This window comes from Pseudomonas sp. GW821-FHT09H03, assembly GCF_059415945.1.
In genome coordinates this window covers 105,303-127,937 of record NZ_JBWKOF010000013.1, presented here as the reverse complement: position 1 = coordinate 127,937, position 22,635 = coordinate 105,303, and the positions used below count along the sequence as shown (strand labels likewise).

Genomic DNA, 22,635 nt, shown 5'->3' with positions numbered 1-22,635 from the left:
CGTCAGAACCAACAACACAGAACTCAACGAAAAGAAGAACAGCATGCGCACACTGACGATTGAACCGCTGACCAAAGAAGCCTTCGCCCCTTTCGGTGACGTGATCGAAACCGACGGCAGCGATCACTTCATGATCAACAACGGTTCGACCATGCGCTTCCATAAACTGGCGACGGTTGAAACCGCCACGCCAGAAGACAACGCAATCATCAGCATTTTCCGCGCCGACGCGCAGGACATGCCGCTGACCGTGAGCATGCTGGAGCGTCATCCGCTGGGCAGCCAGGCTTTCATTCCGCTGCTCGGCAACCCCTTTCTGATCGTGGTCGCGCCAGTTGGCGATGAACCTGTATCAGGCTTGGTCCGCGCCTTCGTCACCAACGGCAGGCAGGGCATCAATTACCATCGCGGCGTCTGGCACCACCCGGTGCTGACGATCGAAAAGCGGGATGACTTCCTGGTGGTTGATCGCAGTGGCACAGGCAATAACTGCGATGAGCATTTTTTCAAAGAGGAAGAGCGTTTGGTCCTCGCCCCCCACCAATAAGAGAAGGTCTGATCACTCGACAACAGAGTGACAGGCGAGAGGTAAAGACTGTGGAAGCACATCTGTTGGAATGGCTGAACCTGAGCGTACGCTGGGTTCATATGATTACTGGTGTGGCCTGGATCGGCGCATCGTTCTATTTCGTCTGGCTGGAAAACAACCTCAATCGGGTCAACCCGAAAAGTGGTCTGGCCGGTGATTTGTGGGCGATCCACGGCGGCGGTATCTACCACCTGGAAAAATACAAACTGGCTCCACCGACCATGCCGGACAACCTGCACTGGTTCAAATGGGAAGCCTACTTCACCTGGATGTCGGGTATCGCGCTGCTGTGCGTGGTGTTCTACTCCAACCCGACGCTCTACCTGCTGGCCCCAGGCAGCAGCCTGACCGGCCCTGAAGGCGTTCTGCTGGGCATCGGCTCACTGTTCGTCGGCTGGTTCGTCTACTCCTTCCTCTGCGACTCGGCCCTGGGCAAACGCCCTGCCCTGCTGGGTTTCATCCTGTTCGTACTGATCATCGGCGCGGCCTACGGCTTCAGCAAGGTGTTCAGCGGTCGTGGTGCGTACCTGCACGTCGGCGCGATCATCGGCACCATCATGGTCGGCAACGTGTTCCGCATCATCATGCCGGCGCAGCGCGCACTGGTGGCGGCGATTGCCGAAAACCGCACGCCCGATCCGGCGCTGCCGGCCAAAGGCCTGCTGCGTTCGCGTCACAACAACTACTTCACCCTGCCGGTGCTGTTCATCATGATCAGCAACCACTTCCCGAGCACCTATGGCAGCCAATACAACTGGCTGATCCTGGCCGGGATCGCGGTGTTTGCGGTGCTGGTGCGTCACTACTTCAACACCCGTCACGACAGCCACAAGTTTGCCTGGACCCTGCCAGTGGCAGCCGTCGGCATGATTTGCCTGGCTTATGTAACCGGTCCGAAGCCGATGTCCAGCGCCCCTGAAGTGGCCAAGGCACCCGCTGCGATCGAGTACCAGCCGCTGCCGGAAACAGCAGTGGGCGGTGGCTTGAAACCGGCTGAAGCGAAACCTGCAGAGGCACCCGCAGCCGCACCGGCCCAAGCGTCCAACGCCGGCCCTGGTTTCGACAAGGTGCATAGCGTGATTCAGGAACGTTGCGCAGTGTGTCACTCGGCCAAACCGACCAGCCCGCTGTTCAGCGCAGCGCCTGCCGGCGTGATGTTCGACACTCCCGAGCAGATCCGCCAGAACGCTGCGCGCATCCAGGCTCAAGCCGTCACCAGCCAGATCATGCCACTGGGCAACATCACCCAGATGACCCAGCAGGAACGTGATCTGATCGGTGCCTGGATTGTGCAGGGAGCTCCGACCAACTAAGCAACACAAAAGCCCGTGAAAACGGGCTTTTGTGGCGAGGGGGCTCGCCCCCGTTCGACTGCGAAGCAGTCGTAAAACCTGCGGATGCGATCTCTCAGACGCAACGCAATTGTCGGTTTTGGGGCTGCTTCGCAACCCAACGGGGGCAAACCCCCTCGCCACAGATCTCCCTGATGCACGAAATCACAAGAATAAAAAAGATCCGAGGTGTTGCATGTCCGAGCTAACCCAAGCACGCATCCCCGACGCACCCGCCATTCAGCGTTTGCCCCTTTTGCAACTGATCCTGGTCGGTCTGCAACATGTTCTGCTGATGTACGGTGGCGCCATTGCGGTGCCGCTGATCATCGGACAGGCTGCTGGCCTGAGTCGTGAAGAGATTGCCTTTCTGATCAACGCCGACCTGCTGGTCGCCGGCATCGCCACCATCGTCCAGTCGCTGGGCATCGGCCCCATGGGCATTCGCATGCCGGTGATGATGGGTGCCAGTTTCGCCGCGGTCGGCAGCATGGTCGCCATGGCCGGCATGCCGGGTATCGGTCTGCAAGGGATCTTTGGCGCGACCATCGCCGCCGGATTCTTCGGCATGCTCATCGCGCCGTTCATGTCCAAAGTCGTACGCTTCTTCCCGCCTCTGGTGACCGGCACGGTCATCACCTCGATCGGTTTGTCGCTGTTCCCCGTGGCCGTAAATTGGGCTGGCGGTGGAGCGGCCGCGACTCAATTCGGTTCACCGATTTACCTGACCATCGCCGCGCTGGTGCTGGGCACCATCCTGTTGGTGCATCGCTTCATGCGCGGTTTCTGGGTCAACATCTCCGTGCTGATCGGTATGTGCCTGGGCTATGTGCTGTGCGGTGTGTTGGGCATGGTCGACCTCAGTGGCATGGCCCAGGCGCCATGGCTGCAGTTCGTCACACCGCTGCATTTCGGTATGCCGAAATTCGAACTCGCACCAATCCTGTCGATGTGCCTGGTGGTGGTGATCATTTTCGTCGAATCCACCGGCATGTTCCTGGCACTGGGCAAGATCACCGGCCAGGAAGTCTGCCCGCGGATGCTGCGTCGCGGCTTGCTCTGCGACGCCGGTGCCTCGTTTTTCGCCGGGTTCTTCAATACCTTCACCCACTCCTCCTTCGCCCAGAACATCGGCCTGGTGCAGATGACTGGTGTGCGCTGCCGTTCGGTGACTATTGTTGCCGGCGGTTTGCTGATCGTTCTGAGCCTGCTGCCCAAAGCCGCGTTCCTGGTGGCTTCGATTCCGCCAGCGGTACTCGGCGGCGCAGCCATTGCGATGTTCGGCATGGTCGCGGCCACCGGGATCAAGATCCTGCAGGAGGCCGACATCGGTGACCGGCGCAACCAGTTGCTGGTGGCGGTGAGCATCGGCATGGGCCTGATCCCGGTGGTGCGTCCGGAGTTTTTCGCCCACCTGCCCGTGTGGATGAGCCCGATCACCCACAGCGGTATCGCCATGGCCACCCTCAGCGCCCTGACGCTGAACCTGCTGTTCAATATCCTTGGCGGTGCCGAACGCGCGGCCATCAACGACTGTCAGGCCCACTAACAACTAACGACACAGAACCCTGTGGGAGCAGGCTTGCTCGCGAAGAGGTCGGCACATCCAACATCAATGTTGACTGGCAAACCGCTTTCGCGAGCAAGCCCGCTCCCACAAGGGGGTTTCCTGCGCCTTGAAAACAAGAAAAATAGGGAGCAACAGATGATTCGGACACAAACCAGCATGCTGTTGGGCGGTGGGCTTCTGGCGGCCAGCCAGGCCATGGCCGGCGATCTACTGCTGTGGCAAACCAACAGCCTGAGCTATCTGTACGGCAAGGACTTCGCGGTCAACCCGTCGATCCAGCAGACGGTGACCTTCGAACATGCCGACCGCTGGAAGTACGGCGACAACTTCCTGTTCGTCGACAGCACCTATTACAACGGCGAGAAAGACCGCAACAAAGGCGTTCACGCCTATTACGGCGAGTTCAGTCCGCGCCTGTCCTTGGGCAAGATCCTCGACCGCCGTTTCGAATTCGGCCCGATCAAGGATGTGCTGCTGGCCATGACCTACGAGAACGGCGAAGACGACACCGAGGCCTACCTGATCGGCCCGGGTTTCGACCTGGCAGTACCGGGCTTCAACTTTTTTACCTTGAACTTCTATTATCGCCAGACCGAAGGGGCACGTCCCGGCGACGACGTCTGGCAAATCACCCCGGCCTGGTCCTACACCCTTCCATTGGGTAACTCGAACCTGTTGCTCGACGGTTACATCGACTGGGTGGTGGACAACGACCAGAACGCCCACGGCACCTATCACGCCAACCTGCACTTCAACCCACAGATCAAATACGACCTGGGCAAAGCCCTGGGCTGGCGTGAGAAGCAGGTCTACGTCGGCGCCGAATACAGCTACTGGAAAGATAAATACGGCATCGAGAACACGTCCCGATTCGATACCAACGAAAACACCACCAGCCTGCTGCTGAAGGTGCATTTCTGATGCTCACCCGCAACCGTGCCCCAAACATGTCGTCGGTGCGCCGTTGCGGGGCACTTGAGACCTGGCCGAGGAGTCAGTATTCTCCGCGGCCGCCTGAATCCGCTTTAAAAAAAAGCCCGGATATAATTCCTGACCAAAAAGCCAACTTACCCCGGCTCTGGACGGTACCAAGGCACCCGGTAATCACTCTCAATCGGCTGTTTTTGCGCAGCCGAGCGGGAGTTTTTTTGTTTTCTGAAAGCCTTGGCGCAGCTCTTGCTAACAGCACTAAAGCTGACCGAACGGATGATTTTTTTGTAGCTGCAGATAAAGGCGCCACACCAGAGCGCCGACCTTAAAAAAATAACGTGGAACCACCTACATTTTGGGAGCAACCGAATGAAACGTACGTGCACTAGCCTGATGCTGGCAGGATCGATGTTGGCGGGGGGCCAGGCCATGGCCGGCGACTTGCTGCAATGGCAGACCAACAGCCTGACCTACCTCTACGGCAAGGACTTCCAGGTCAACCCGCGCATTCAGCAGACCGTGACCTTCGAGCACGCCGATGGCTGGAAATACGGCGACAACTTCTTCTTCATCGACAAGATTTTCTACAACGGCAAGGAAGACGCCTTCGCGGGTGAGAACACCCACTACGGCGAGCTCAGCCCGCGTTTGTCGTTCAACAAGATCTTCGATCAGAAGTTTGAGTTTGGCCCGATCAAAGACGTGCTGCTGGCCATGACGTACGAATTTGGCGAAGACGATACCGAGTCGTACCTGATCGGCCCTGGTTTCGACCTGGCAATCCCTGGTTTCGACTACTTCCAGTTGAACTTCTACAACCGCCATACCGAAGGCGACCGTCCGGGTGACGATGTCTGGCAGATCACTCCGGCCTGGTCCTACACCATTCCGGTGGGTGGCTCGGACGTGCTGATCGACGGTTTCATGGACTGGGTCGTCGACAACGACGTCAACAGCAAGGGCGAATACCACGCCAACCTGCACTTCAACCCACAGGTCAAATACGACCTGGGCAAGGCACTGCATTTCGGCGAAAAGCAGCTGTACGTGGGTGTTGAGTATGACTACTGGAAGAACAAGTACGGTATCGAAGACAGTCAGGGCTTCAAGACTGATCAGAGCGTGACCAGCTTCCTGGTCAAGGTTCACTTCTGATTTTGTAGGAGCTTGCCTGCTAGCGATGGACCAGAGAGCGCCACGGGGGTGTCAGGCCCCCAGCGTCATCGTTAACGACCATCGCGAGCAGGCTCGCTCCTGCAATTGACCGCGTGTCCATGTGAGAGCACGCCGCACTAGCGATCTCAGGCCGAAACCACCGGCTGCGCCAACCCCAGAAACCGGCACAACTCAGCCTTCTTGGCCAACGCGTCACGCCGTCCCAGTTCGATCAACTCGCTGCAATACCCCGCCTCGAACAACAAATAACTCAGCACCCCTGCCCCGCTGGTCTTGGTCGCACCCGGCCCGCGCAAAAACAGGCGCAACGCCGCCGGCAATTCCTGACGATGGCGCGCAGCAATCTCGTCGATCGGCTGACTGGGCGAAATCACCAGCACCTCCACCGGCGCCACCCCCAGTGCTCGAGCCGGTGTGCCGCTGGGCAGCAGGTGACTGAACTGGTTCAGGCGTTGCAACAATTCAATGTCGCTTTCCAGGCTGTCGATGAATGTACTGTTGAGCATGTGCCCGCCGATCTGCGCCAACGTTGGCTGCTGGCCGCTGTAGGCCCCTTGCCGGGGCTGTAGCGGGTCGACGCCGCGTGGATTGCCGCTGACGCCCACCACCAGCACCCGGTTGGCGCCCAGGTGGAGGGCCGGGCTGATCGGTGCCGATTGGCGCACCGCACCGTCGCCGAAATATTCTTCACCGATTTTCACCGGAGCGAACAGCAATGGAATGGCTGAACTGGCCAGCAAGTGTTCAACGGACAAGCGGACAGGCACGCCAATGCGCCGATGACGCAACCACGGGTTGATGGTGCCACCGCCCTGATAGAAGGTGACGGCCTGACCCGACTCATAGCCAAACGCCGTGACCGCCACGGCCTGCAACTGTTGTTGCGCGATGGCGTCGGCAATGCCGTTCAGGTGCAATTTGTCGTTGAGCAAATCCCGCAGCGGTGAGCTGTTGAGCAAGGCCACCGGGACTTTTGCACCCAGACCGAGCAGGCTGTGGCTGATAAAACGGCTGGCCTGGCCGATCACCCCTGGCCAGTCGCTGCGCAACACCTGATTGCTGCGAAAGCCCTGCCAGAAGGCGGTGAGGCGCTCGATGGCACCACGAAAATCCATCGCCCCACTGGCGAGGCTGACCGCGTTGATCGCCCCGGCCGAGGTGCCGACGATCACCGGAAACGGATTATTCGCGCCCTGCGGCAACAACTCGGCTATCGCCGCCAGAACTCCGACCTGGTAAGCCGCCCGAGCCCCGCCACCGGAAAGAATCAAACCTGTAACCGGTTCGCCTGGACTCATGCACAACGCTCCTTGGTGCTTGATGGGATTTCGTTGTTTCGACCTATTCCCCCTGTAGGAGCGAGCTTGCTCGCGATGAACCTGAGAGCGCCACGGGGTGTCAGGTTTGCCGCGTCATCGTTGACGACCATCGCGAGCATGCTCGCTCCTACAGGGGATCGTGATTCAACGGCGTTTTGCGTACAGCTTGGGCTCGCCCGGCGGACGACTCTTGAAACGGCGATGGGCCCACAGGTATTGCTCGGGACGCTCACGCAAAACGCCTTCGATCCATTGATTGATGCGGATGCAGTCGGCCTCTTCGGTTTCGCCCGGGAAGCCTTCGAGTGGCGCATGAATCACCAGACGGTAGCCGCTGCCATCCGCCAGGCGTTCCTGGGTGAACGGCACCACCAGCGCCTTGCCCAACCGGGCAAACTTGCTGGTGGCAGTGACCGTCGCGGCCTGAATGCCGAAAAACGGCACGAAGAGACTTTGCTTGGCGCCGTAGTCCTGATCCGGTGCGTACCAGATCGCCCTGCCCGAACGCAGCAGCTTGAGCATGCCGCGCACGTCCTCACGCTCCACGGCCAGCGAGTCGAGGTTGTGCCGTTCGCGGCCCTGACGCTGGATGTAGTCGAACAGCGGGTTCTTGTGCTCACGGTACATGCCGTCGATGGTGTGCTGTTGGCCGAGCAATGCAGCACCGATCTCCAGTGTGGTGAAATGCAGCGCCATCAGAATTACACCCTTGCCCTCGCGCTGTGCCTGCTGCAGATGCTCCAGCCCTTCGATGTGGGCCAGGCTCGCCAGGCGCTTGCGCGACCACCACCAGCTCATCGCCATCTCGAAGAAGGCGATGCCGGTGGAGGCGAAGTTCTCCTTGAGCAGGCGCTTGCGCTCGGCCGTACTCTTTTCAGGGAAACACAGCTCCAGATTGCGCTTGGCGATGCGCCGTCTGTCGCCGGCCACCCGATACATCAATGCGCCCAGCACGCGACCGATCCACAGCAATGCCGGATACGGCAACTGGACGATCAGCCACAACAGCCCCAGGCCACACCACAGCGGCCAGAAACGTGGAGAAAGAAAAGATTTTTGAAAACTCGGGCGATCCATTAAAGCTTCCGCAATGACAGTGGCCGCGCATTCTACATCGTTCGACCCGGCTTGCGGCCTGCGGGCGTTCTCGTTATAAGTCTCGGCACTTTTAGTGACAAGTCGTTGTATGCCGACCATGAGCCAAACCGAACCGCTAGACCAAGATCCCGTGTTCCAGTTGAAGGGCAGCATGCTGGCCATTACGGTGCTGGAACTGGCCCGTAACGACCTCGAAAGCCTTGATCGGCAACTGGCTGCCAAGGTTGCCCAGGCGCCCAACTTCTTCAGCAACGCGCCGCTGGTACTGGCCCTGGACAAGCTCCCGGCCAGCGAAGGGGCTGTCGACCTGCCCGCGATGATGCGCGTGTGCCGCCAACACGGCCTGCGCACCCTGGCGATCCGTGCCAGCCGCATTGAAGACATCGCGGCCGCCATCGCGGTCGACCTGCCGGTGCTGCCACCATCAGGTGCCAGGGAGCGCACGCTGGACCTGAGCGAAGGCCAACCGAAGAAAAAACCGGAAAAACCGCCCGAGCCGACCATCAAGCCGACCAAAATCATCACCTCGCCCGTGCGCGGTGGCCAGCAGATCTACGCCCAGGGCAGCGATCTGGTAGTGATTTCCTCGGTCAGCCCCGGGGCGGAACTTCTCGCCGATGGCAACATCCATGTATACGGTCCTATGCGTGGTCGTGTACTGGCTGGCGTCAAGGGAGACACCAAGGCCAGAATTTTCTGTCAGCAAATGAGCGCTGAGCTGATTTCCATTGCCGGTCATTACAAGGTTTCCGAAGATCTGCGACGTGATCCCCTTTGGGGTTCGGGCGTGCAGGTCAGCCTGTCGGGCGATGTGTTGAACATCATTCGTCTTTAACGGATACTGCCGCATTTTCCAATCATCTCTAAAACGTAGCGAAAACGGCTCAAACGAAGTAGGAAAAAGGCTACAAGCAGTGTTTACCGGGGGTAAACGCCGTCTGCGGCCAAATTCCAGCCAAGGCTGTCCAACTGCAGTAGTTTTCAAGAGATGTTTTTCAGGGGCTAAAAAGTCCTTTTCCTTAGGGGTGAAACACCTTGGCCAAGATTCTCGTGGTTACATCCGGCAAGGGTGGTGTGGGTAAGACCACCACCAGCGCCGCTATCGGTACCGGTCTCGCTCTGCGTGGCCACAAAACAGTCATCGTCGACTTCGACGTCGGTTTGCGTAACCTTGACCTGATCATGGGGTGCGAGCGCCGCGTGGTTTACGACTTCGTCAACGTGGTCAACGGCGAAGCGAACCTGCAACAGGCCCTGATCAAAGACAAGCGCCTGGAAAACCTCTACGTCCTGGCTGCCAGCCAGACCCGCGACAAAGACGCGCTGACCGTCGAAGGCGTGGAAAAAGTCCTGATGCAACTCAAGGAAGACTTCGAGTTCGTGGTCTGCGACTCGCCGGCGGGCATCGAGAAAGGCGCCCACCTGGCCATGTACTTCGCTGACGAAGCGATCGTCGTGACCAACCCTGAAGTGTCCTCGGTACGTGACTCCGATCGCATGCTCGGCCTGCTGGCCAGCAAGTCCCGTCGCGCTGAACGCGGCGAAGACCCGATCAAGGAACACCTGCTGATTACCCGTTACCACCCGGAACGTGTGAGCAAAGGCGAAATGCTCGGCGTAGAAGACGTCAAGGAAATCCTCTCGGTGGCCCTGCTCGGCGTGATCCCTGAATCCCAGGCGGTGCTCAAGGCATCCAACCAGGGTGTTCCGGTGATTCTCGACGACCAGAGCGATGCCGGCCAGGCCTACAGCGATACCGTTGACCGCCTGCTGGGCAAGACCGTGGATCATCGATTCCTCGATGTACAGAAGAAGGGATTCTTCGAGCGCCTGTTTGGAGGCAACTAAGCAATGAACCTTTTTGACTTCTTTCGTGCCAACAAAAAGCAAAGCACCGCGTCGGTAGCGAAAGAGCGTCTACAGATCATCGTGGCGCACGAACGCGGCCAACGCAGCACCCCGGACTACCTGCCGGCCTTGCAGAAGGAACTGGTGGAGGTGATCCGCAAGTACGTCAATATCGGGTCCGATGACGTGCACGTCGCACTGGAAAGCCAGGGCAGTTGCTCGATTCTGGAACTCAATATCACCCTGCCTGATCGCTAGTCGATCCGGCTGGAGCCACGGCGGCTCGATGACTTGAGCGCACCTTTTTCGTAGGAGCCGGCTTGCTGGCGATGCAGACAGCGCGTTGTATCTGATACAACGCGTCGATGCCATCGCTGGCAAGCCAGCCCCTACAATCAAGGAGTCAAGTCATCGAGCCGCCGTTGGCGTTTGTTACGAGGCTGTTTTAATGCCGTTGTCCAACGTCCACATCATCCATCAGGACGCCGCCGTCCTGGTGGTGAACAAACCAACCTTGCTGCTCTCCGTCCCTGGCCGGGCCGATGACAACAAGGATTGCCTGATTACCCGCCTGCAGGAAAACGGCTACCCCGAAGCGCGAATCGTCCATCGCCTGGACTGGGAAACTTCCGGCATCATCCTGCTCGCCCGCGATCCGGACACACATCGTGAGTTGTCTCGGCAATTTCATGACCGCGAAACCGAAAAGGCCTACACCGCCTTGTGTTGGGGTCAACCTGAGCTCGACAGCGGTAGCATCGATTTGCCATTGCGCTACGATCCGCCAACCAAGCCGCGCCATGTGGTCGACCACGAATTCGGCAAAAACGCCCTGACCTTCTGGCGTGTGCTGGAACGTTGCGGCGACTGGTGTCGCGTTGAACTGACGCCGATAACCGGCCGCTCCCATCAGTTGCGCGTGCACATGCTGTCCATCGGCCATCCGCTGTTGGGTGACGGGCTCTATGCCCATGAGCAGGCACTGGCGGCCTGGCCGCGCCTGTGCCTGCACGCGAGCATGCTCAGCTTTACCCATCCGCAAAGCGGCGAGCGCTTGCGCTTCGAGTGCCCGGCACCCTTCTAAAGCAAATGCAAAACCCCCTGTAGGAGCGTAATGCTGTTCACTTAAGCGGGTAGCACACTTTGTGGCGAGGGGGCTTGCCCCCGTTGGGTCGCGAAGCGGCCCCAAAACCTGCCACCGAGGCGTATCAGTTACACCACGTGCAATAGTTTTACGACTGCTTCGCAGCCGAACGGGGCGGTGCGGCGGTCCGACAAGCCCCCTCGCCACAGATTTTGTACTTGCCGGAAGATCCGTCTTAAGTGAACAGCATTACCCTGTAGGAGCGAGCATCCTCGCGATGGACATCTGAACACCGCGGGGAATCAGACAGCCCGCGTTATCGTTCACGTCCATCGCGAGCGTGCTCGCTCCTACAGGATGTTCTCAAGATTCAATCCTGGCGCCACGCCACCCCGCACTCCAGCGCCAATTCAATGGCCAATACGTTAAACTGGCGCCATTGCTGTCTGGAGCTACTTATGCGCGAAGAGTTGAACCAAGGCCTGATCGACTTCCTCAAGGCCTCCCCTACCCCATTCCATGCCACCGCCAGCCTGGTCCAGCGTCTGGAAGCGGCGGGCTATCAACGCCTCGACGAACGCGAACCGTGGAATACCGAAGCCAACGGCCGCTACTACGTCACCCGTAACGACTCCTCGATTGTCGCAATCAAAATGGGCCGCCACTCGCCGCTGCACGGCGGTATCCGACTGGTGGGCGCCCACACCGACAGCCCGTGCCTGCGGGTCAAGCCGCAGCCGGAACTGCAACGCCAGGGTTTCTGGCAGTTGGGCGTCGAAGTGTATGGCGGCGCACTGCTGGCCCCCTGGTTCGACCGTGACCTCTCCCTGGCCGGCCGCGTGACATTCCGCCGCGATGGCAAGGTCGAGAGCCAGCTCATCGACTTCAAGGCCCCGATTGCGATCATTCCGAACCTGGCCATTCACCTCAATCGCGAAGCCAACATGGGCTGGGCGATCAACGCCCAGACCGAGCTGCCGCCGATCCTGGCGCAATTCGCCGGCGACGAGCGCGTAGACTTCCGCGCGGTGCTCACCAACCAACTCGCTCTGGAACATGGCCTGAACGCCGACGTGGTGCTCGATTACGAGTTGAGCTTCTACGACACCCAGAGCGCCGCGGTCATCGGCCTGCATGGCGACTTCATTGCTGGCGCGCGCCTGGACAACCTGCTGTCGTGCTACGCCGGCCTGCAAGCGCTGCTGAGCGCCGATACCGACGAGACCTGCGTGTTGGTGTGCAACGACCACGAAGAGGTCGGCTCGTGCTCGGCCTGCGGTGCCGATGGCCCCATGCTCGAACAAACCTTGCGCCGCCTGTTGCCCGAAGGTGATGAATTCGTACGCACCATTCAGAAATCCCTGCTGGTCTCGGCGGACAACGCCCACGGCGTACATCCCAACTACGCCGACAAGCACGACGCCAACCACGGCCCGAAACTCAACGCCGGGCCGGTGATCAAGGTCAACAGCAACCAGCGTTACGCAACCAACAGCGAAACCGCCGGGTTCTTCCGTCATCTATGCATGGCTGAAGAAGTGCCAGTACAAAGCTTCGTGGTGCGCAGCGACATGGGTTGTGGCTCGACCATCGGCCCGATCACCGCCAGCCATCTGGGCGTGCGCACCGTGGATATCGGCCTGCCGACCTTCGCCATGCACTCGATCCGCGAACTGTGCGGCAGTCATGACCTGGCGCACCTGGTCAAAGTGCTGAGCGCGTTCTACGCCTGCCACGAACTGCCGTAACCCCTGTAGGAACTGCCGCAGGTTGCGATCTTTTGATCTGATTTTGATCCTGATCACGGAAAAAAAGATCAAAAGATCGCAGCCTGCGATAGCTCCTACAATTAAAACATCCCTTTGCGACAAGGCTGTCATCCATGATTTCGATGCAAAACTTTCAGGCCATGCTGTACCCGATTCTTGCCGGGATGCTCATGCTGGCCGTCGGCTTCAACTTTCGTGACAAGAACGCCGGTGTGTTCGCCATGTGGATCGGCATGCTGACGATTCTTGCCACCGTGGTGATCAAGATCCTCGCCAAACTCAACGAATAAAACCTCGCCCTGGCTCGCATTGATTTTGGCGGGCTCGTACACTCGGTCGATCCGCTCCCTGCGAGGTTGACCGCCTAGTGTTCGTTCGTCTGTTCGCCCTACCGTACTTATTCCTTGTCTGCCTCATGACGCTGGTGCCGCTGGCATCTGCACAGGCGGTCGGCCTGCCGGGCCTGCTCGGCGGCCAGGCCAAGACCCAGCCCGAAGCGCAGGAACCCCTGGGACAATCCCTGGATGAAGTCATCAAGTCGCTGGAGAACGACCAGCAACGCAGCAAACTGCTGGCGGACCTGAAGCAGCTGCGCGACGTCACCAACAAAGCCCAACCGCCTGCCGAAGAGGGCGTGCTGAGCCTGATTGGCGGAACCCTGACCAATCTGGAACAGAAGTTTTCCGGCGCTGACAGCCCACTCACCCGCTGGTCCAACGAGTTTGACCTGGCCGCACAAGAGTTGGCCGCGCTGGCACTGCCAGCCAATGAATGGCTGCCGATGATCTTTGCCTTCGCCATGATCCTGATGGTCTGGAGCCTGCTGGCCGCCGCGCTGATCTGGATCAGCCATCGAGTGCGCATGCGCTTCGGCCTGACCGAAGAACTGCCGCAGCACCCCAGGGCAGTGGACATGCTGCGCTTCGCCTTGCGTAAACTCGGGCCATGGCTGGTTGCCCTGGTCATCACGGTCTACATGAGCTACGCCTTGCCCTCATCCCTGGGCAAGAGCCTGGCGATGGTGTTGGCCTATGCGCTGGTCGTCGGCACCTGCTTCTCGGCCATCTGCGTGATCGCCTTCTCCCTGCTCGACGGCCCGCACCGCCATCGCGCGCTGTACATCCTGCGCCATCAGGCCTTTCGCCCGTTGTGGCTGATCGGTAGCTTCGCCGCATTCGGCGAGGCCCTGAACGATCCGCGACTGGTCAACAGCCTCGGCGTTCATCTGGCCCACACCGCTGCAACCGCCGCCAACGTCCTGGCAGCCTTGTCCACGGGGCTGTTCATCTTGCGTTTCCGCCGCCCGATTGCCCACCTGATCCGCAATCAGCCACTGTCCCGGCGCCTGACCCGCCGGGCATTGAGCGACACCATCGAGATCCTCGGCACCTACTGGTACGTGCCTGCCCTTGTGCTGGTAGCCGTTTCGCTGTTCGCCACCTTCATCTCGGCCGGCGATACCAGCACCGCACTGCGCCAGTCATTGATCTGCACGGTGCTGCTAGTGCTGTGCATGGTCATCAATGGACTGGTCCGCCGCCACGCCCTCAAGCCACAACGCGGGGTCAAGCGCCATGCCTTGTATTCGGAGCGCTTGAAAAACTTCTTCTACACCATCGCCCATCTGCTGGTATGGCTGGCCTTCATCGAACTGGGCCTGCGGGTCTGGGGCCTGTCGCTGATCCGCTTCACTGAGGGCGATGGCCATGAGGTCAGCGTCAAGCTGCTCAGCCTTGCCGGCACGCTGCTGTTTGCCTGGCTGATCTGGATCCTCAGCGACACAGCGGTGCACATTGCCCTCACCCGCTCGCGCAAAGGCCTGGCCAACGCCCGCGCACAGACCATGATGCCGCTGATCCGCAACGTACTGTTCGTGGCGATTTTCATCATTGCGCTGATCGTCGCCCTGGCGAACATGGGCATGAACGTCACGCCGCTGCTGGCCGGTGCCGGCGTCATCGGCCTGGCCATCGGTTTTGGCGCGCAGTCGCTGGTGGCCGACCTGATCACCGGGCTGTTCATCATCATCGAAGATTCCCTGGCCATCGACGATTATGTCGACGTCGGCGGCCACCTCGGCACCGTCGAAGGCCTGACCATCCGCACCGTGCGCCTGCGGGACATCGACGGCATCGTCCACACCATCCCGTTCAGCGAGATCAAAAGCATCAAGAACTACTCCCGTGAATTCGGCTACGCGATCTTCCGGGTGGCGGTGCCGGCCAATATGGACATCGACAACGCGATCAAACTGATGCGCGACGTCGGCCAGAAAATGCGCACCGATCCCCTGCAACGCCGCAATATCTGGTCGCCACTGGAAATTCAGGGGGTGGAAAGTTTCGAGGCCGGCAACGCGATCCTGCGCGCCCGGTTCAAGACCGCGCCGATCAAGCAGTGGGAAGTGTCTCGTGCGTTCAACCTGTCGCTCAAACGCCATCTGGATGAGGCCGGACTGGATCTGGCGACGCCGAGGATGAGCATTCAAATGGTGGCAACAGATAACCAGATGAATAAGTAACTTCAAACGAAAAGCAGCGCGAATATTCGCGCTGCTTTCTTCACTAACCGCTGGTTCCCGATCAACCGCACTACGATCAGGAAAACACCAAATTAGAGGATAGATAACACAAGGGGAGTTGGTTTGGCTGTATATGGCTCGTCAGCCGGGTGATCCTCCCACGTTCCCTCTCCCGTTGGAACAATATAAAACACGCCCTTCTCTTCTGATTGTTCTCTGAGCTTTCGCCCGGCGATCAGGAAGTTATAAATATTGTCAAGATCATCAAATCCGTCAGCGCCATCATACAATATGACCGGCGAATTACCGGCAGCGACCAAGTGCACAACTTTTTCACCTGCAGATTGATCCTTCGATAGCGGCCGCCCATCGAGATCAACGAGAGTGAACAGCGTCACTTCAGTACTAATGCAAAGATACCCTTCGCGATTTATTCCGACAAATTCTTCACGCTCACTGTTACCCACCGTAATCACAAATTGATTTATAAAGTTTCGGAAATGAAAAACAGTCGGCTCAACATTTCGACGCAGAGCGCCAACCCTGCTCTTGTTAATCACAGCAACCGAATGGCCGAACGATTTAAAAACGCCTTTGAAATCCGGCTGAGATTGTTCTGCATAATCAGACATAAAAATACCCGCGAATAAAGTTATTAAAAGCCAACCATTGACTTGCAGTCAGCCTAAACAAACTTAACTCAACAAAATACCTGAAAGTACTTACTGATTATTTCAAAAAACAAATATATAAACAGCCACTCGGAGACCGGTAAAACCTAACTTACACTACATCAACCCCAACATGAATCGCATCATGCCGCCAAAACTCCAGATCACAATCGATCAACCGCTCATGCTGATCATAATTGACCCGCGCAATCCGCAACCCCGGACTTCCGACCGACACCCGTAACGCCGCCGCCGCATCCATCGACAATGCCGTCGGCACTATCTCGAAACGCACCCGGCCATAGTGCAAATCGTAATGCCGCGCATATAACTCGGTGATCGACTGATTCAAGTCGAACTCGAGAATCCCCGGAAAGTATTGCGGATTCAGATAGTGTTCCACGTACAGCACAAGCCGCCTGTCGATCCGCCGCGCACGGCAAATCTGGATCACCCTCGACAGTGCCGGCAATTGCAGCCAGGCACAGACCGCCGCCGATGCCGGCTGCAAGCGCGCCGAAATCATTTCGGTGGAAGGCTCCCGCCCTTGGGCGCTGACCATCGCGTGAAAATGGCTGCGCTGCATCAGGTTGTAAGCCAGGCGCGGTGGCGATACGAACCAGCCCCGGCGTTCCTCGCGATAAATCTGGCCTTGAGACTCCAACTGCAACAACGCCTCACGCACAGTGATGCGCGTAGTGCCGAACAACTCACTGAGCTTGCGCTCGGCCGGCAACTTGCTGCCCGGGGCCAGCAGTCCGTGGTCGAGCTGTTCCTGGAGAACCTGGCCAATGGCTGTCACCGCCTTGGTTGCCTCATCGCGCATCAAGGTTACCTATCTGGACTAGACCAGCTTTGTTTCGGGGCAGAAGCGCACGGTAAACGGGCTCCCTTTCAGTGGTGTGTCAGCGTAGGCACTCCAGATGACCGATAGATGACAAAGCCGCCCAGCGGTCGCGCTCGACCGTGCAATACGTCGGCCAAGTCAGCTGCCGGCGGGGCTTTGGCCATGGTCTACGCTTAGCAGGCCCCCAGTAATATCGAGCAGCGAAAAGCCTTGCAGGGCGACGAGCGACATCAAAGTGTCATCCAGCATCCTTAAATTGGCTCGGGTATTGCTGACCTAGACCAACATAACCGCAATCGCAGCGTTGATCACGAACCAAGGAGCTTTGGAATGAAACAGTTTCTCCTGGCATCACTGTTAGGCTCGACCATTGCAATGTGCACCGCCGCCATGGCGGCCGATGATCTGAAAACCCTGGAAGCCGCTGCGAAAGCGGAAGGCGCCGTCAACAGCGTCGGCATGCCCAATGACTGGGCCAACTGGGCCGGTACCTGGAAAGACCTGAGCGACAAATACGGCCTCAAGCACATCGACACCGACATGAGCTCAGCCCAGGAGATCGCCAAGTTCGCCGCGGAAAAAGACAACGCCAGCGCCGACATCGGCGACGTCGGCGCCGCGTTCGGCCCGATCGCGGTCAAGCAAGGGGTGGTCCAGCCTTACAAACCTTCGACCTGGGATCAGGTACCGGAGTGGGCCAAGGACAAGGACGGCAACTGGGCACTGGCCTACACCGGTTCCATCGCGTTCATCATCAACAAGAAGCTGCTGCATGGCTCCGAAGCACCGACCAAATGGGCCGACCTCAAGACCGGCAAATACAAGGTCTCCATCGGCGACGTGAGCACTGCCGCCCAAGCTGCCAATGGTGTACTGGCAGCGGCACTGGCCAACGGTGGCGACGAGAAAAACCTGCAGCCTGCCCTGCTGTTGTTCGCCGACATTGCCAAGCAAGGCCGCCTGTCGATGGCCAACCCGACGATTGCCACCATGGAAAAAGGTGAAATCGAAGTCGGCGTGGTCTGGGACTTCAACGGTTTGAGCTACAAGGCCAAGATGGCCAACCCGGATGACTACGTGGTGCTGATCCCGTCTGACGGCTCGGTGATTTCCGGTTACACCACCATCATCAACAAGTACGCGAAAAACCCGAACGCCGCCAAGCTGACCCGCGAATACATCTTCAGCGACGCCGGCCAGATCAACCTGGCCAAAGGCAACGCCCGTCCAATCCGTGCCGAGCACATCAAACTGCCGGACGAGGTGAAGTCCAAGCTGCTGCCAAACGAGCAGTACAAAAACGTGACGCCGATCAAGGACGCGGACGCGTGGGAAAAGACCTCCAAGGCACTGCCTCAGAAGTGGCAGGAAGAAGTCATTATCAATATGCAATAACCCGGTAGACCCCCACCTTGGTGATCCTATGGAGAACCAATGTGGGAGCGGGCTTGCTCGCGAAGGCGGACTGAGATTCAACACTTGTGTTGACTGACACACACCTTCGCGAGCAAGCCCGCTCCCACAGGGGAGTGGCTGCGTATTTGAAATATCTGCTCGCGGAGGTCCGCCCCATGAAACACAACGTCATCCTGGTCGTGCTCGACGGCCTCAACTACGAGGTCGCCCGCCACGCCATGGGGCACCTGCAGGCTTACGTCGGCGCAGGACGCGCGGCACTCTACAAGCTGGAGTGTGCGTTGCCGGCCCTGTCCCGCCCTCTTTACGAATGCATCCTCACCGGTGTCCCTCCGATCGACAGCGGCATCGTCCACAACAACGTCTCGCGCCTGTCCAACCAGCGCAGCATTTACCATTACGCCACGGATGCCGGGTTGAAGACTGCGGCGGCGGCCTACCACTGGGTCAGCGAGCTGTACAACCAATCGCCATTCGTACCCGCCCGGGATCGTCACACCGACAACCCGCAATTGCCGATCCAGCACGGCCATTTCTACTGGAGCGATCATTACCCGGATTCGCACCTGTTCGCCGACGCCGAAAACCTGCGCCTGCGCCACGCACCGGACTTTCTGCTGATCCACCCGATGAACATCGACGATGCCGGGCACAAGCATGGCCTCGACACCCCGCAATACCGCAACAGCGCGCGCACGGCCGACATCATCCTGGCCGACTACCTGCAAGGCTGGCTCGACGCCGGTTATCAGGTGCTGGTGACCGCCGACCACGGCATGAACAACGACCGCTCCCACAACGGGCTGCTCAAGGAGGAACGCGAAGTGCCGCTGTTCGTCCTCGGCGACGCATTCAGCTTCGATTCGGGCGCCGCGCCCGCACAAACTGACATCTGCGGCACGGTCTGCGAACTGCTGGGCGTGCCTCACGACAAACCGGTGTGCCGGGAGCTTCTGAAGTGAATTCCATGACTCGCGGCAAATGGCTCGCGGCCTTGTGCCTGGTGCCATTTGCGCTGTTCTTCATTGTCTTCGAAATCGCCCCGCTGACCTGGGTCATGATCAACAGCCTGCAATCGGAAGAGTTCGGCTGGGGCCTGGCCAACTTCAAAAAAATCTTCAGTTCGAAGTTCTACCTGCAGGCGATCCAGTACAGCCTTGAGATCAGTTTCTGGTCCAGCGTATTCGGCATCCTGATCGCGGTGCTCGGTGCCTATTCTCTGCGCCAGGTCGACTCGAAGCTGCGCAATTTCGTCAACGCCTTCGCCAACATGACCAGCAACTTCGCCGGCGTGCCCCTGGCCTTCGCGTTCATCATCCTGCTCGGCTTCAACGGCAGCTTCACCATCATGCTCAAACAGGCCGGGATCATTCAGGATTTCAACCTGTACTCGAAGACCGGGCTGATCATTCTCTACACCTACTTCCAGATCCCCCTCGGCGTGCTGCTGCTCTACCCCGCCTTCGACGCCTTGCGCGAAGACTGGCGCGAGTCCGCCGCGCTGCTCGGCGCAAGCGGCTGGCAATACTGGCGGCACATCGGTTTGCCGGTGCTGACCCCGGCGCTGCTCGGGACCTTCGTGATCCTGCTGGCCAACGCACTCGGCGCCTACGCCACGGTGTATGCCCTGACCACCGGCAATTTCAACGTACTGCCGATCCGAATCGCAGCGATGGTGTCGGGGGACATTTCCCTGGACCCTAACCTGGCCAGTGCCTTGGCCGTGGTGCTGGTGGCATTGATGACCCTGGTGACCATCGTGCATCAGTTGCTGTTGAAGAGGAGTTACCATGTCTCGCGCTGAACTGGGGCCCGCCGGTGTCTATCACCGGGTTGTGGTGTACCTGCTGTTTGCCATATTGCTGCTGCCGTTGCTCGGCACGCTGGTGTACTCGATCGCCAGCAGTTGGTCGGCAACCATTCTGCCCAGCGGATTCACCCTCAAGTGGTACATCCAGCTGTGGAGCGACCCGCGTTTTCTGGATGCTTTCGGGCAATCGCTGCTGGTCTGCGTCGGTTCGCTGATCCTGTCGGTGGTGCTGATCCTGCCGCTGTTATTCGTGGTGCACTACCACTTCCCCAAGCTCGATGCGCTGATGAACATCCTGATCCTGCTGCCCTTTGCCGTGCCGCCAGTGGTGTCGTCCGTGGGGCTGTTGCAGCTCTATGGTTCGGGACCGCTCGCCATGGTCGGCACGCCGTGGATCCTGATCGGTTGCTACTTCACCGTGGCGTTGCCATTCATGTACCGGGCGATCACCAATAACCTGCAAGCGATCAACCTGCGCGACCTGATGGACGCCGCTCAATTACTCGGCGCCAGTACCTGGCAAGCCGCGTTCCTGGTGGTGTTGCCGAACCTGCGCAAGGGCCTGCTGGTGGCCCTGCTGCTGTCGTTCTCGTTCCTGTTCGGTGAATTCGTCTTCGCCAACATCCTCGTCGGCACCCGCTACGAAACCCTGCAGGTCTACCTCAACAACATGCGTAACAGCAGCGGCCACTTCACCAGTGCGCTGGTGATTTCCTACTTCTTCTTCGTGCTGGTTCTGACCTGGGCGGCCAATATCTTGAACAAGGACAAAAGCGAATGAGCTATGTCAGCGTCCAACATCTGCAAAAGAATTACGCCGGCACCACGGTGTTCAGCGACATCAACTGCGAAATAAACAAGGGTGAATTCGTCACCCTGCTCGGCCCGTCCGGTTGCGGCAAATCGACCCTGCTGCGCTGCATTGCCGGCCTGACCTCGGTGGATGGCGGCAAGATCCTGCTCGATGGTGTGGATATCGTGCCATTGAGTCCGCAGAAGCGTGGAATCGGCATGGTGTTCCAGAGTTATGCGCTGTTCCCCAACATGACGGTGGAACAGAACGTCGCCTTCGGCTTGCGCATGCAAAAGGTCAACGCCGACGACAGCCACAAGCGCGTCGCCGAAGTGCTGAAGCTGGTGGAGCTGCAGGATTTCGCCGCGCGTTACCCGCATCAACTGTCCGGCGGCCAATGCCAGCGTGTGGCACTCGCCCGCTCCCTCGTCACCCGGCCACGCCTGTTGTTGCTGGATGAACCCCTGTCGGCCCTGGACGCACGGATTCGCAAGCACTTGCGCGAACAGATCCGGCAGATCCAGCGCGAGTTGGGCTTGACCACGATCTTCGTCACACACGATCAGGAAGAAGCCCTGACCATGTCTGACCGGATTTTCCTGATGAATCAGGGAAAGATCGTACAAAGCGGCGACGCCGAAACCCTCTACACCGCACCAGTCGATGTTTTTGCCGCCGGTTTCATCGGCAATTACAACCTGCTGGAAGCCGAGAGCGCTTCGAAGCTGTTGCAGCGCCCGATCAGCCATCGCATTGCCATTCGCCCGGAGGCCATCGAACTCAGTCTGAACGGCGAACTTGATGCGCAAGTGCGTAGCCATACGCTGCTGGGCAACGTGATCCGCTACCGGATCGAGGCCCGGGGTGTTGAGCTGGTGGTGGACGTGCTGAACCGCTCGGCGTCCGACCTGCACCCCGATGGTCAGCGCCTGGCGCTTTCGATCGATCCGACGGCCCTGTGTGAGGTAGCCTGATGACTTTGCTGATGTTGAAGAGAGAACCGCACTGATGGCCCTGGCAATTTTTGATCTGGATGAAACCCTGATCCACGGCGACTGCGCCACCCTCTGGAGCGAGCAGATGGGCCGGCTGGGATGGGTCGATCCCGAGTCGTTCATGCGCAAGAACAACGAGCTGATGGACGCTTACAGCCACGGCAAGTTGCGCATGGAAGAGTACATGGACTTCAGCCTGGAGCCGATGATCGGTCGCACGCCACAGGAGGTCGAACATCTGGTCGGGCCCTGGGTGGAGGACTACATCGAGCCGATCATTTTCAGTGATGCGACCAAGACCATCGCCGCCCACCGCAAGGCCGGCGACCGGATCCTGGTGATCTCGGCGTCGGGCACGCACCTGGTCGGGCCGATTGCCGAGCGCCTGGGCATCGACGAGATACTGGCCATCGAGCTGGGAGTCGAGCACGGGGTTTACAACGGCCACACCGTCGGCACCCTGACCTACCGCGAAGGCAAGATCACCCGCTTGCTGGAGTGGCTGGATGCGCAAGAGGAAAACCTCGAAGGTGCGAGTTTCTATTCTGATTCGCGCAATGACTTGCCGTTGCTGATGAAGGTGGATTTCCCGCACGTGGTCAATCCGGACCCGGTGTTGCTGGAACACGCCGAAAAAGCCGGCTGGCCGATCCACCTCTGGAAGTAACCCGAATCCTTTGTGGGGGCTTGCCTGTGGTGAGGGGGGTTCCTGTGATTATGGGGCTTCCTGTGGTTAAGGGGCCTCCTGTGATTAGGGGCTTTCTGTGGTTAAAGGGCTTCCTGTGATCAGGGGCTTCCTGTGGTTAAAGGGCTTCCTGTGATTAGGGGCTTTCTGTGGTTAAAGGGCTTCCTGTGATTAGGGGCTTAC

22 protein-coding genes and 1 pseudogene are annotated in these 22,635 nt (G+C 59.2%); 18 read left to right on the top strand and 5 right to left on the bottom strand.

The features are described from left to right. Positions 1 to 43: 43 nt before the first annotated feature. The 5 genes from AC07OG_RS19295 to AC07OG_RS19275 all read left to right on the top strand — a co-directional run bounded on the left by AC07OG_RS19295 (position 44) and on the right by AC07OG_RS19275 (position 5,575). On the top strand, positions 44 to 547 hold the full coding sequence (locus AC07OG_RS19295) for an ureidoglycolate lyase (protein ID WP_060541542.1): 504 nt from the start codon (positions 44 to 46) through the stop codon (positions 545 to 547). 50 nt (positions 548 to 597) lie between these two features. Then, the gene (locus tag AC07OG_RS19290; protein ID WP_495067793.1) at positions 598 to 1,902 is read left to right on the top strand and encodes a urate hydroxylase PuuD; all 1,305 of its coding nucleotides are present in this window, start codon (positions 598 to 600) and stop codon (positions 1,900 to 1,902) included. 214 nt (positions 1,903 to 2,116) lie between these two features. After that, the gene (locus tag AC07OG_RS19285) at positions 2,117 to 3,469 is read left to right on the top strand and encodes a nucleobase:cation symporter-2 family protein (RefSeq protein WP_495067792.1); all 1,353 of its coding nucleotides are present in this window, start codon (positions 2,117 to 2,119) and stop codon (positions 3,467 to 3,469) included. 156 nt (positions 3,470 to 3,625) lie between these two features. Continuing rightward, a complete protein-coding gene (locus AC07OG_RS19280; protein ID WP_060541539.1) occupies positions 3,626 to 4,411 on the top strand; it encodes an outer membrane protein OmpK in 786 nt (261 codons plus the stop codon). A 378-nt stretch (positions 4,412 to 4,789) separates the two neighbouring features. After that, entirely contained in the window at positions 4,790 to 5,575 is a 786-nt protein-coding gene (locus AC07OG_RS19275; protein ID WP_060541538.1) for an outer membrane protein OmpK, read from the top strand. A gap of 146 nt (positions 5,576 to 5,721) precedes the next feature. On the opposite strand, the gene AC07OG_RS19270 is transcribed toward AC07OG_RS19275, so the two are convergent. The 3 genes and pseudogenes from AC07OG_RS19270 to AC07OG_RS19260 all read right to left on the bottom strand — a co-directional run bounded on the left by AC07OG_RS19270 (position 5,722) and on the right by AC07OG_RS19260 (position 7,992). Next, on the bottom strand, positions 5,722 to 6,894 hold the full coding sequence (locus AC07OG_RS19270) for a patatin-like phospholipase family protein (protein ID WP_060541537.1): 1,173 nt from the start codon (positions 6,892 to 6,894) through the stop codon (positions 5,722 to 5,724). 53 nt (positions 6,895 to 6,947) lie between these two features. Next, positions 6,948 to 7,034, bottom strand: a pseudogene (locus AC07OG_RS19265) (outer membrane lipoprotein carrier protein LolA); the annotation flags it as partial. Between the two features lie 25 nt (positions 7,035 to 7,059). Next, positions 7,060 to 7,992: a lipid A biosynthesis lauroyl acyltransferase gene (locus AC07OG_RS19260; RefSeq protein ID WP_060541536.1), complete on the bottom strand. Its 933-nt coding sequence runs from the start codon at positions 7,990 to 7,992 to the stop codon at positions 7,060 to 7,062. Positions 7,993 to 8,110: 118 nt separating this feature from the next. Between AC07OG_RS19260 and minC the strand changes: the two genes are divergently transcribed. The 7 genes from minC (at position 8,111) to AC07OG_RS19225 (ending at position 15,235) form a co-directional block, all read left to right on the top strand. Next, entirely contained in the window at positions 8,111 to 8,848 is a 738-nt protein-coding gene (gene minC / locus AC07OG_RS19255; RefSeq protein WP_060541596.1) for a septum site-determining protein MinC, read from the top strand. Between the two features lie 200 nt (positions 8,849 to 9,048). Then, positions 9,049 to 9,861 carry a septum site-determining protein MinD gene (gene minD, locus AC07OG_RS19250; protein WP_060541535.1) on the top strand — a complete coding sequence of 271 codons (813 nt, stop codon included), beginning with the start codon at positions 9,049 to 9,051 and terminating at the stop codon, positions 9,859 to 9,861. Between the two features lie 3 nt (positions 9,862 to 9,864). Further along, positions 9,865 to 10,119, top strand: coding sequence for a cell division topological specificity factor MinE (gene minE / locus AC07OG_RS19245; protein ID WP_007974947.1), 255 nt, complete (start codon positions 9,865 to 9,867; stop codon positions 10,117 to 10,119). Between the two features lie 190 nt (positions 10,120 to 10,309). Beyond that, entirely contained in the window at positions 10,310 to 10,945 is a 636-nt protein-coding gene (locus tag AC07OG_RS19240; RefSeq protein ID WP_060541534.1) for an RluA family pseudouridine synthase, read from the top strand. 458 nt (positions 10,946 to 11,403) lie between these two features. Continuing rightward, entirely contained in the window at positions 11,404 to 12,693 is a 1,290-nt protein-coding gene (locus AC07OG_RS19235; RefSeq protein ID WP_060541533.1) for a M18 family aminopeptidase, read from the top strand. 134 nt (positions 12,694 to 12,827) lie between these two features. Then, complete coding sequence (locus AC07OG_RS19230) at positions 12,828 to 13,004, top strand: hypothetical protein (RefSeq protein ID WP_177336965.1); 177 nt, start codon at positions 12,828 to 12,830, stop codon at positions 13,002 to 13,004. Positions 13,005 to 13,081: 77 nt separating this feature from the next. Next, the gene (locus AC07OG_RS19225; protein ID WP_218425120.1) at positions 13,082 to 15,235 is read left to right on the top strand and encodes a mechanosensitive ion channel family protein; all 2,154 of its coding nucleotides are present in this window, start codon (positions 13,082 to 13,084) and stop codon (positions 15,233 to 15,235) included. Between the two features lie 92 nt (positions 15,236 to 15,327). On the opposite strand, the gene AC07OG_RS19220 is transcribed toward AC07OG_RS19225, so the two are convergent. Together AC07OG_RS19220 and AC07OG_RS19215 are read right to left on the bottom strand one after the other, a co-directional pair. Further along, entirely contained in the window at positions 15,328 to 15,867 is a 540-nt protein-coding gene (locus tag AC07OG_RS19220; protein WP_495067791.1) for a hypothetical protein, read from the bottom strand. A gap of 151 nt (positions 15,868 to 16,018) precedes the next feature. Further along, positions 16,019 to 16,732, bottom strand: coding sequence for a UTRA domain-containing protein (locus tag AC07OG_RS19215; RefSeq protein ID WP_218425122.1), 714 nt, complete (start codon positions 16,730 to 16,732; stop codon positions 16,019 to 16,021). 351 nt (positions 16,733 to 17,083) lie between these two features. Here AC07OG_RS19215 and AC07OG_RS19210 point away from each other — a divergent pair, with 351 nt between their 5' ends. The 6 genes from AC07OG_RS19210 to AC07OG_RS19185 all read left to right on the top strand — a co-directional run bounded on the left by AC07OG_RS19210 (position 17,084) and on the right by AC07OG_RS19185 (position 22,434). Continuing rightward, entirely contained in the window at positions 17,084 to 18,148 is a 1,065-nt protein-coding gene (locus AC07OG_RS19210) for an ABC transporter substrate-binding protein (protein WP_060541529.1), read from the top strand. A gap of 176 nt (positions 18,149 to 18,324) precedes the next feature. Next, entirely contained in the window at positions 18,325 to 19,131 is an 807-nt protein-coding gene (locus tag AC07OG_RS19205; protein WP_060541528.1) for an alkaline phosphatase family protein, read from the top strand. 5 nt (positions 19,132 to 19,136) lie between these two features. After that, the gene (locus AC07OG_RS19200; RefSeq protein WP_162237395.1) at positions 19,137 to 19,973 is read left to right on the top strand and encodes an ABC transporter permease; all 837 of its coding nucleotides are present in this window, start codon (positions 19,137 to 19,139) and stop codon (positions 19,971 to 19,973) included. Beyond that, positions 19,960 to 20,760, top strand: coding sequence for an ABC transporter permease (locus tag AC07OG_RS19195; protein WP_495067790.1), 801 nt, complete (start codon positions 19,960 to 19,962; stop codon positions 20,758 to 20,760). Before AC07OG_RS19200 ends, AC07OG_RS19195 begins: the two co-directional genes overlap by 14 nt. After that, positions 20,757 to 21,746 carry an ABC transporter ATP-binding protein gene (locus AC07OG_RS19190; protein WP_060541525.1) on the top strand — a complete coding sequence of 330 codons (990 nt, stop codon included), beginning with the start codon at positions 20,757 to 20,759 and terminating at the stop codon, positions 21,744 to 21,746. The genes AC07OG_RS19195 and AC07OG_RS19190 overlap by 4 nt, the downstream gene beginning before the upstream one ends. 34 nt (positions 21,747 to 21,780) lie before the next feature. Further along, positions 21,781 to 22,434 (top strand): HAD family hydrolase, encoded by a 654-nt coding sequence (locus tag AC07OG_RS19185; RefSeq protein WP_060541524.1) that lies wholly within the window; start codon positions 21,781 to 21,783, stop codon positions 22,432 to 22,434. Positions 22,435 to 22,635 lie beyond the last annotated feature (201 nt).

What these genes read in the sequence shown, in the direction of transcription:
- AC07OG_RS19295 (WP_060541542.1), top strand. Translation starts at nt 44, where the DNA reads ATGCGCACACTGACGATTGAACCGCTGACCAAAGAAGCCTTCGCCCCT.
- AC07OG_RS19285 (WP_495067792.1), top strand. Translation starts at nt 2,117, where the DNA reads ATGTCCGAGCTAACCCAAGCACGCATCCCCGACGCACCCGCCATTCAG.
- AC07OG_RS19280 (WP_060541539.1), top strand. Translation starts at nt 3,626, where the DNA reads ATGATTCGGACACAAACCAGCATGCTGTTGGGCGGTGGGCTTCTGGCG.
- AC07OG_RS19275 (WP_060541538.1), top strand. Translation starts at nt 4,790, where the DNA reads ATGAAACGTACGTGCACTAGCCTGATGCTGGCAGGATCGATGTTGGCG.
- AC07OG_RS19270 (WP_060541537.1), bottom strand. Translation starts at nt 6,894, where the DNA reads ATGAGTCCAGGCGAACCGGTTACAGGTTTGATTCTTTCCGGTGGCGGG.
- AC07OG_RS19260 (WP_060541536.1), bottom strand. Translation starts at nt 7,992, where the DNA reads ATGGATCGCCCGAGTTTTCAAAAATCTTTTCTTTCTCCACGTTTCTGG.
- minC (WP_060541596.1), top strand. Translation starts at nt 8,111, where the DNA reads ATGAGCCAAACCGAACCGCTAGACCAAGATCCCGTGTTCCAGTTGAAG.
- minE (WP_007974947.1), top strand. Translation starts at nt 9,865, where the DNA reads ATGAACCTTTTTGACTTCTTTCGTGCCAACAAAAAGCAAAGCACCGCG.
- AC07OG_RS19240 (WP_060541534.1), top strand. Translation starts at nt 10,310, where the DNA reads ATGCCGTTGTCCAACGTCCACATCATCCATCAGGACGCCGCCGTCCTG.
- AC07OG_RS19235 (WP_060541533.1), top strand. Translation starts at nt 11,404, where the DNA reads ATGCGCGAAGAGTTGAACCAAGGCCTGATCGACTTCCTCAAGGCCTCC.
- AC07OG_RS19230 (WP_177336965.1), top strand. Translation starts at nt 12,828, where the DNA reads ATGATTTCGATGCAAAACTTTCAGGCCATGCTGTACCCGATTCTTGCC.
- AC07OG_RS19220 (WP_495067791.1), bottom strand. Translation starts at nt 15,867, where the DNA reads ATGTCTGATTATGCAGAACAATCTCAGCCGGATTTCAAAGGCGTTTTT.
- AC07OG_RS19215 (WP_218425122.1), bottom strand. Translation starts at nt 16,732, where the DNA reads ATGCGCGATGAGGCAACCAAGGCGGTGACAGCCATTGGCCAGGTTCTC.
- AC07OG_RS19210 (WP_060541529.1), top strand. Translation starts at nt 17,084, where the DNA reads ATGAAACAGTTTCTCCTGGCATCACTGTTAGGCTCGACCATTGCAATG.
- AC07OG_RS19205 (WP_060541528.1), top strand. Translation starts at nt 18,325, where the DNA reads ATGAAACACAACGTCATCCTGGTCGTGCTCGACGGCCTCAACTACGAG.
- AC07OG_RS19200 (WP_162237395.1), top strand. Translation starts at nt 19,137, where the DNA reads ATGACTCGCGGCAAATGGCTCGCGGCCTTGTGCCTGGTGCCATTTGCG.
- AC07OG_RS19195 (WP_495067790.1), top strand. Translation starts at nt 19,960, where the DNA reads ATGTCTCGCGCTGAACTGGGGCCCGCCGGTGTCTATCACCGGGTTGTG.
- AC07OG_RS19190 (WP_060541525.1), top strand. Translation starts at nt 20,757, where the DNA reads ATGAGCTATGTCAGCGTCCAACATCTGCAAAAGAATTACGCCGGCACC.
- AC07OG_RS19185 (WP_060541524.1), top strand. Translation starts at nt 21,781, where the DNA reads ATGGCCCTGGCAATTTTTGATCTGGATGAAACCCTGATCCACGGCGAC.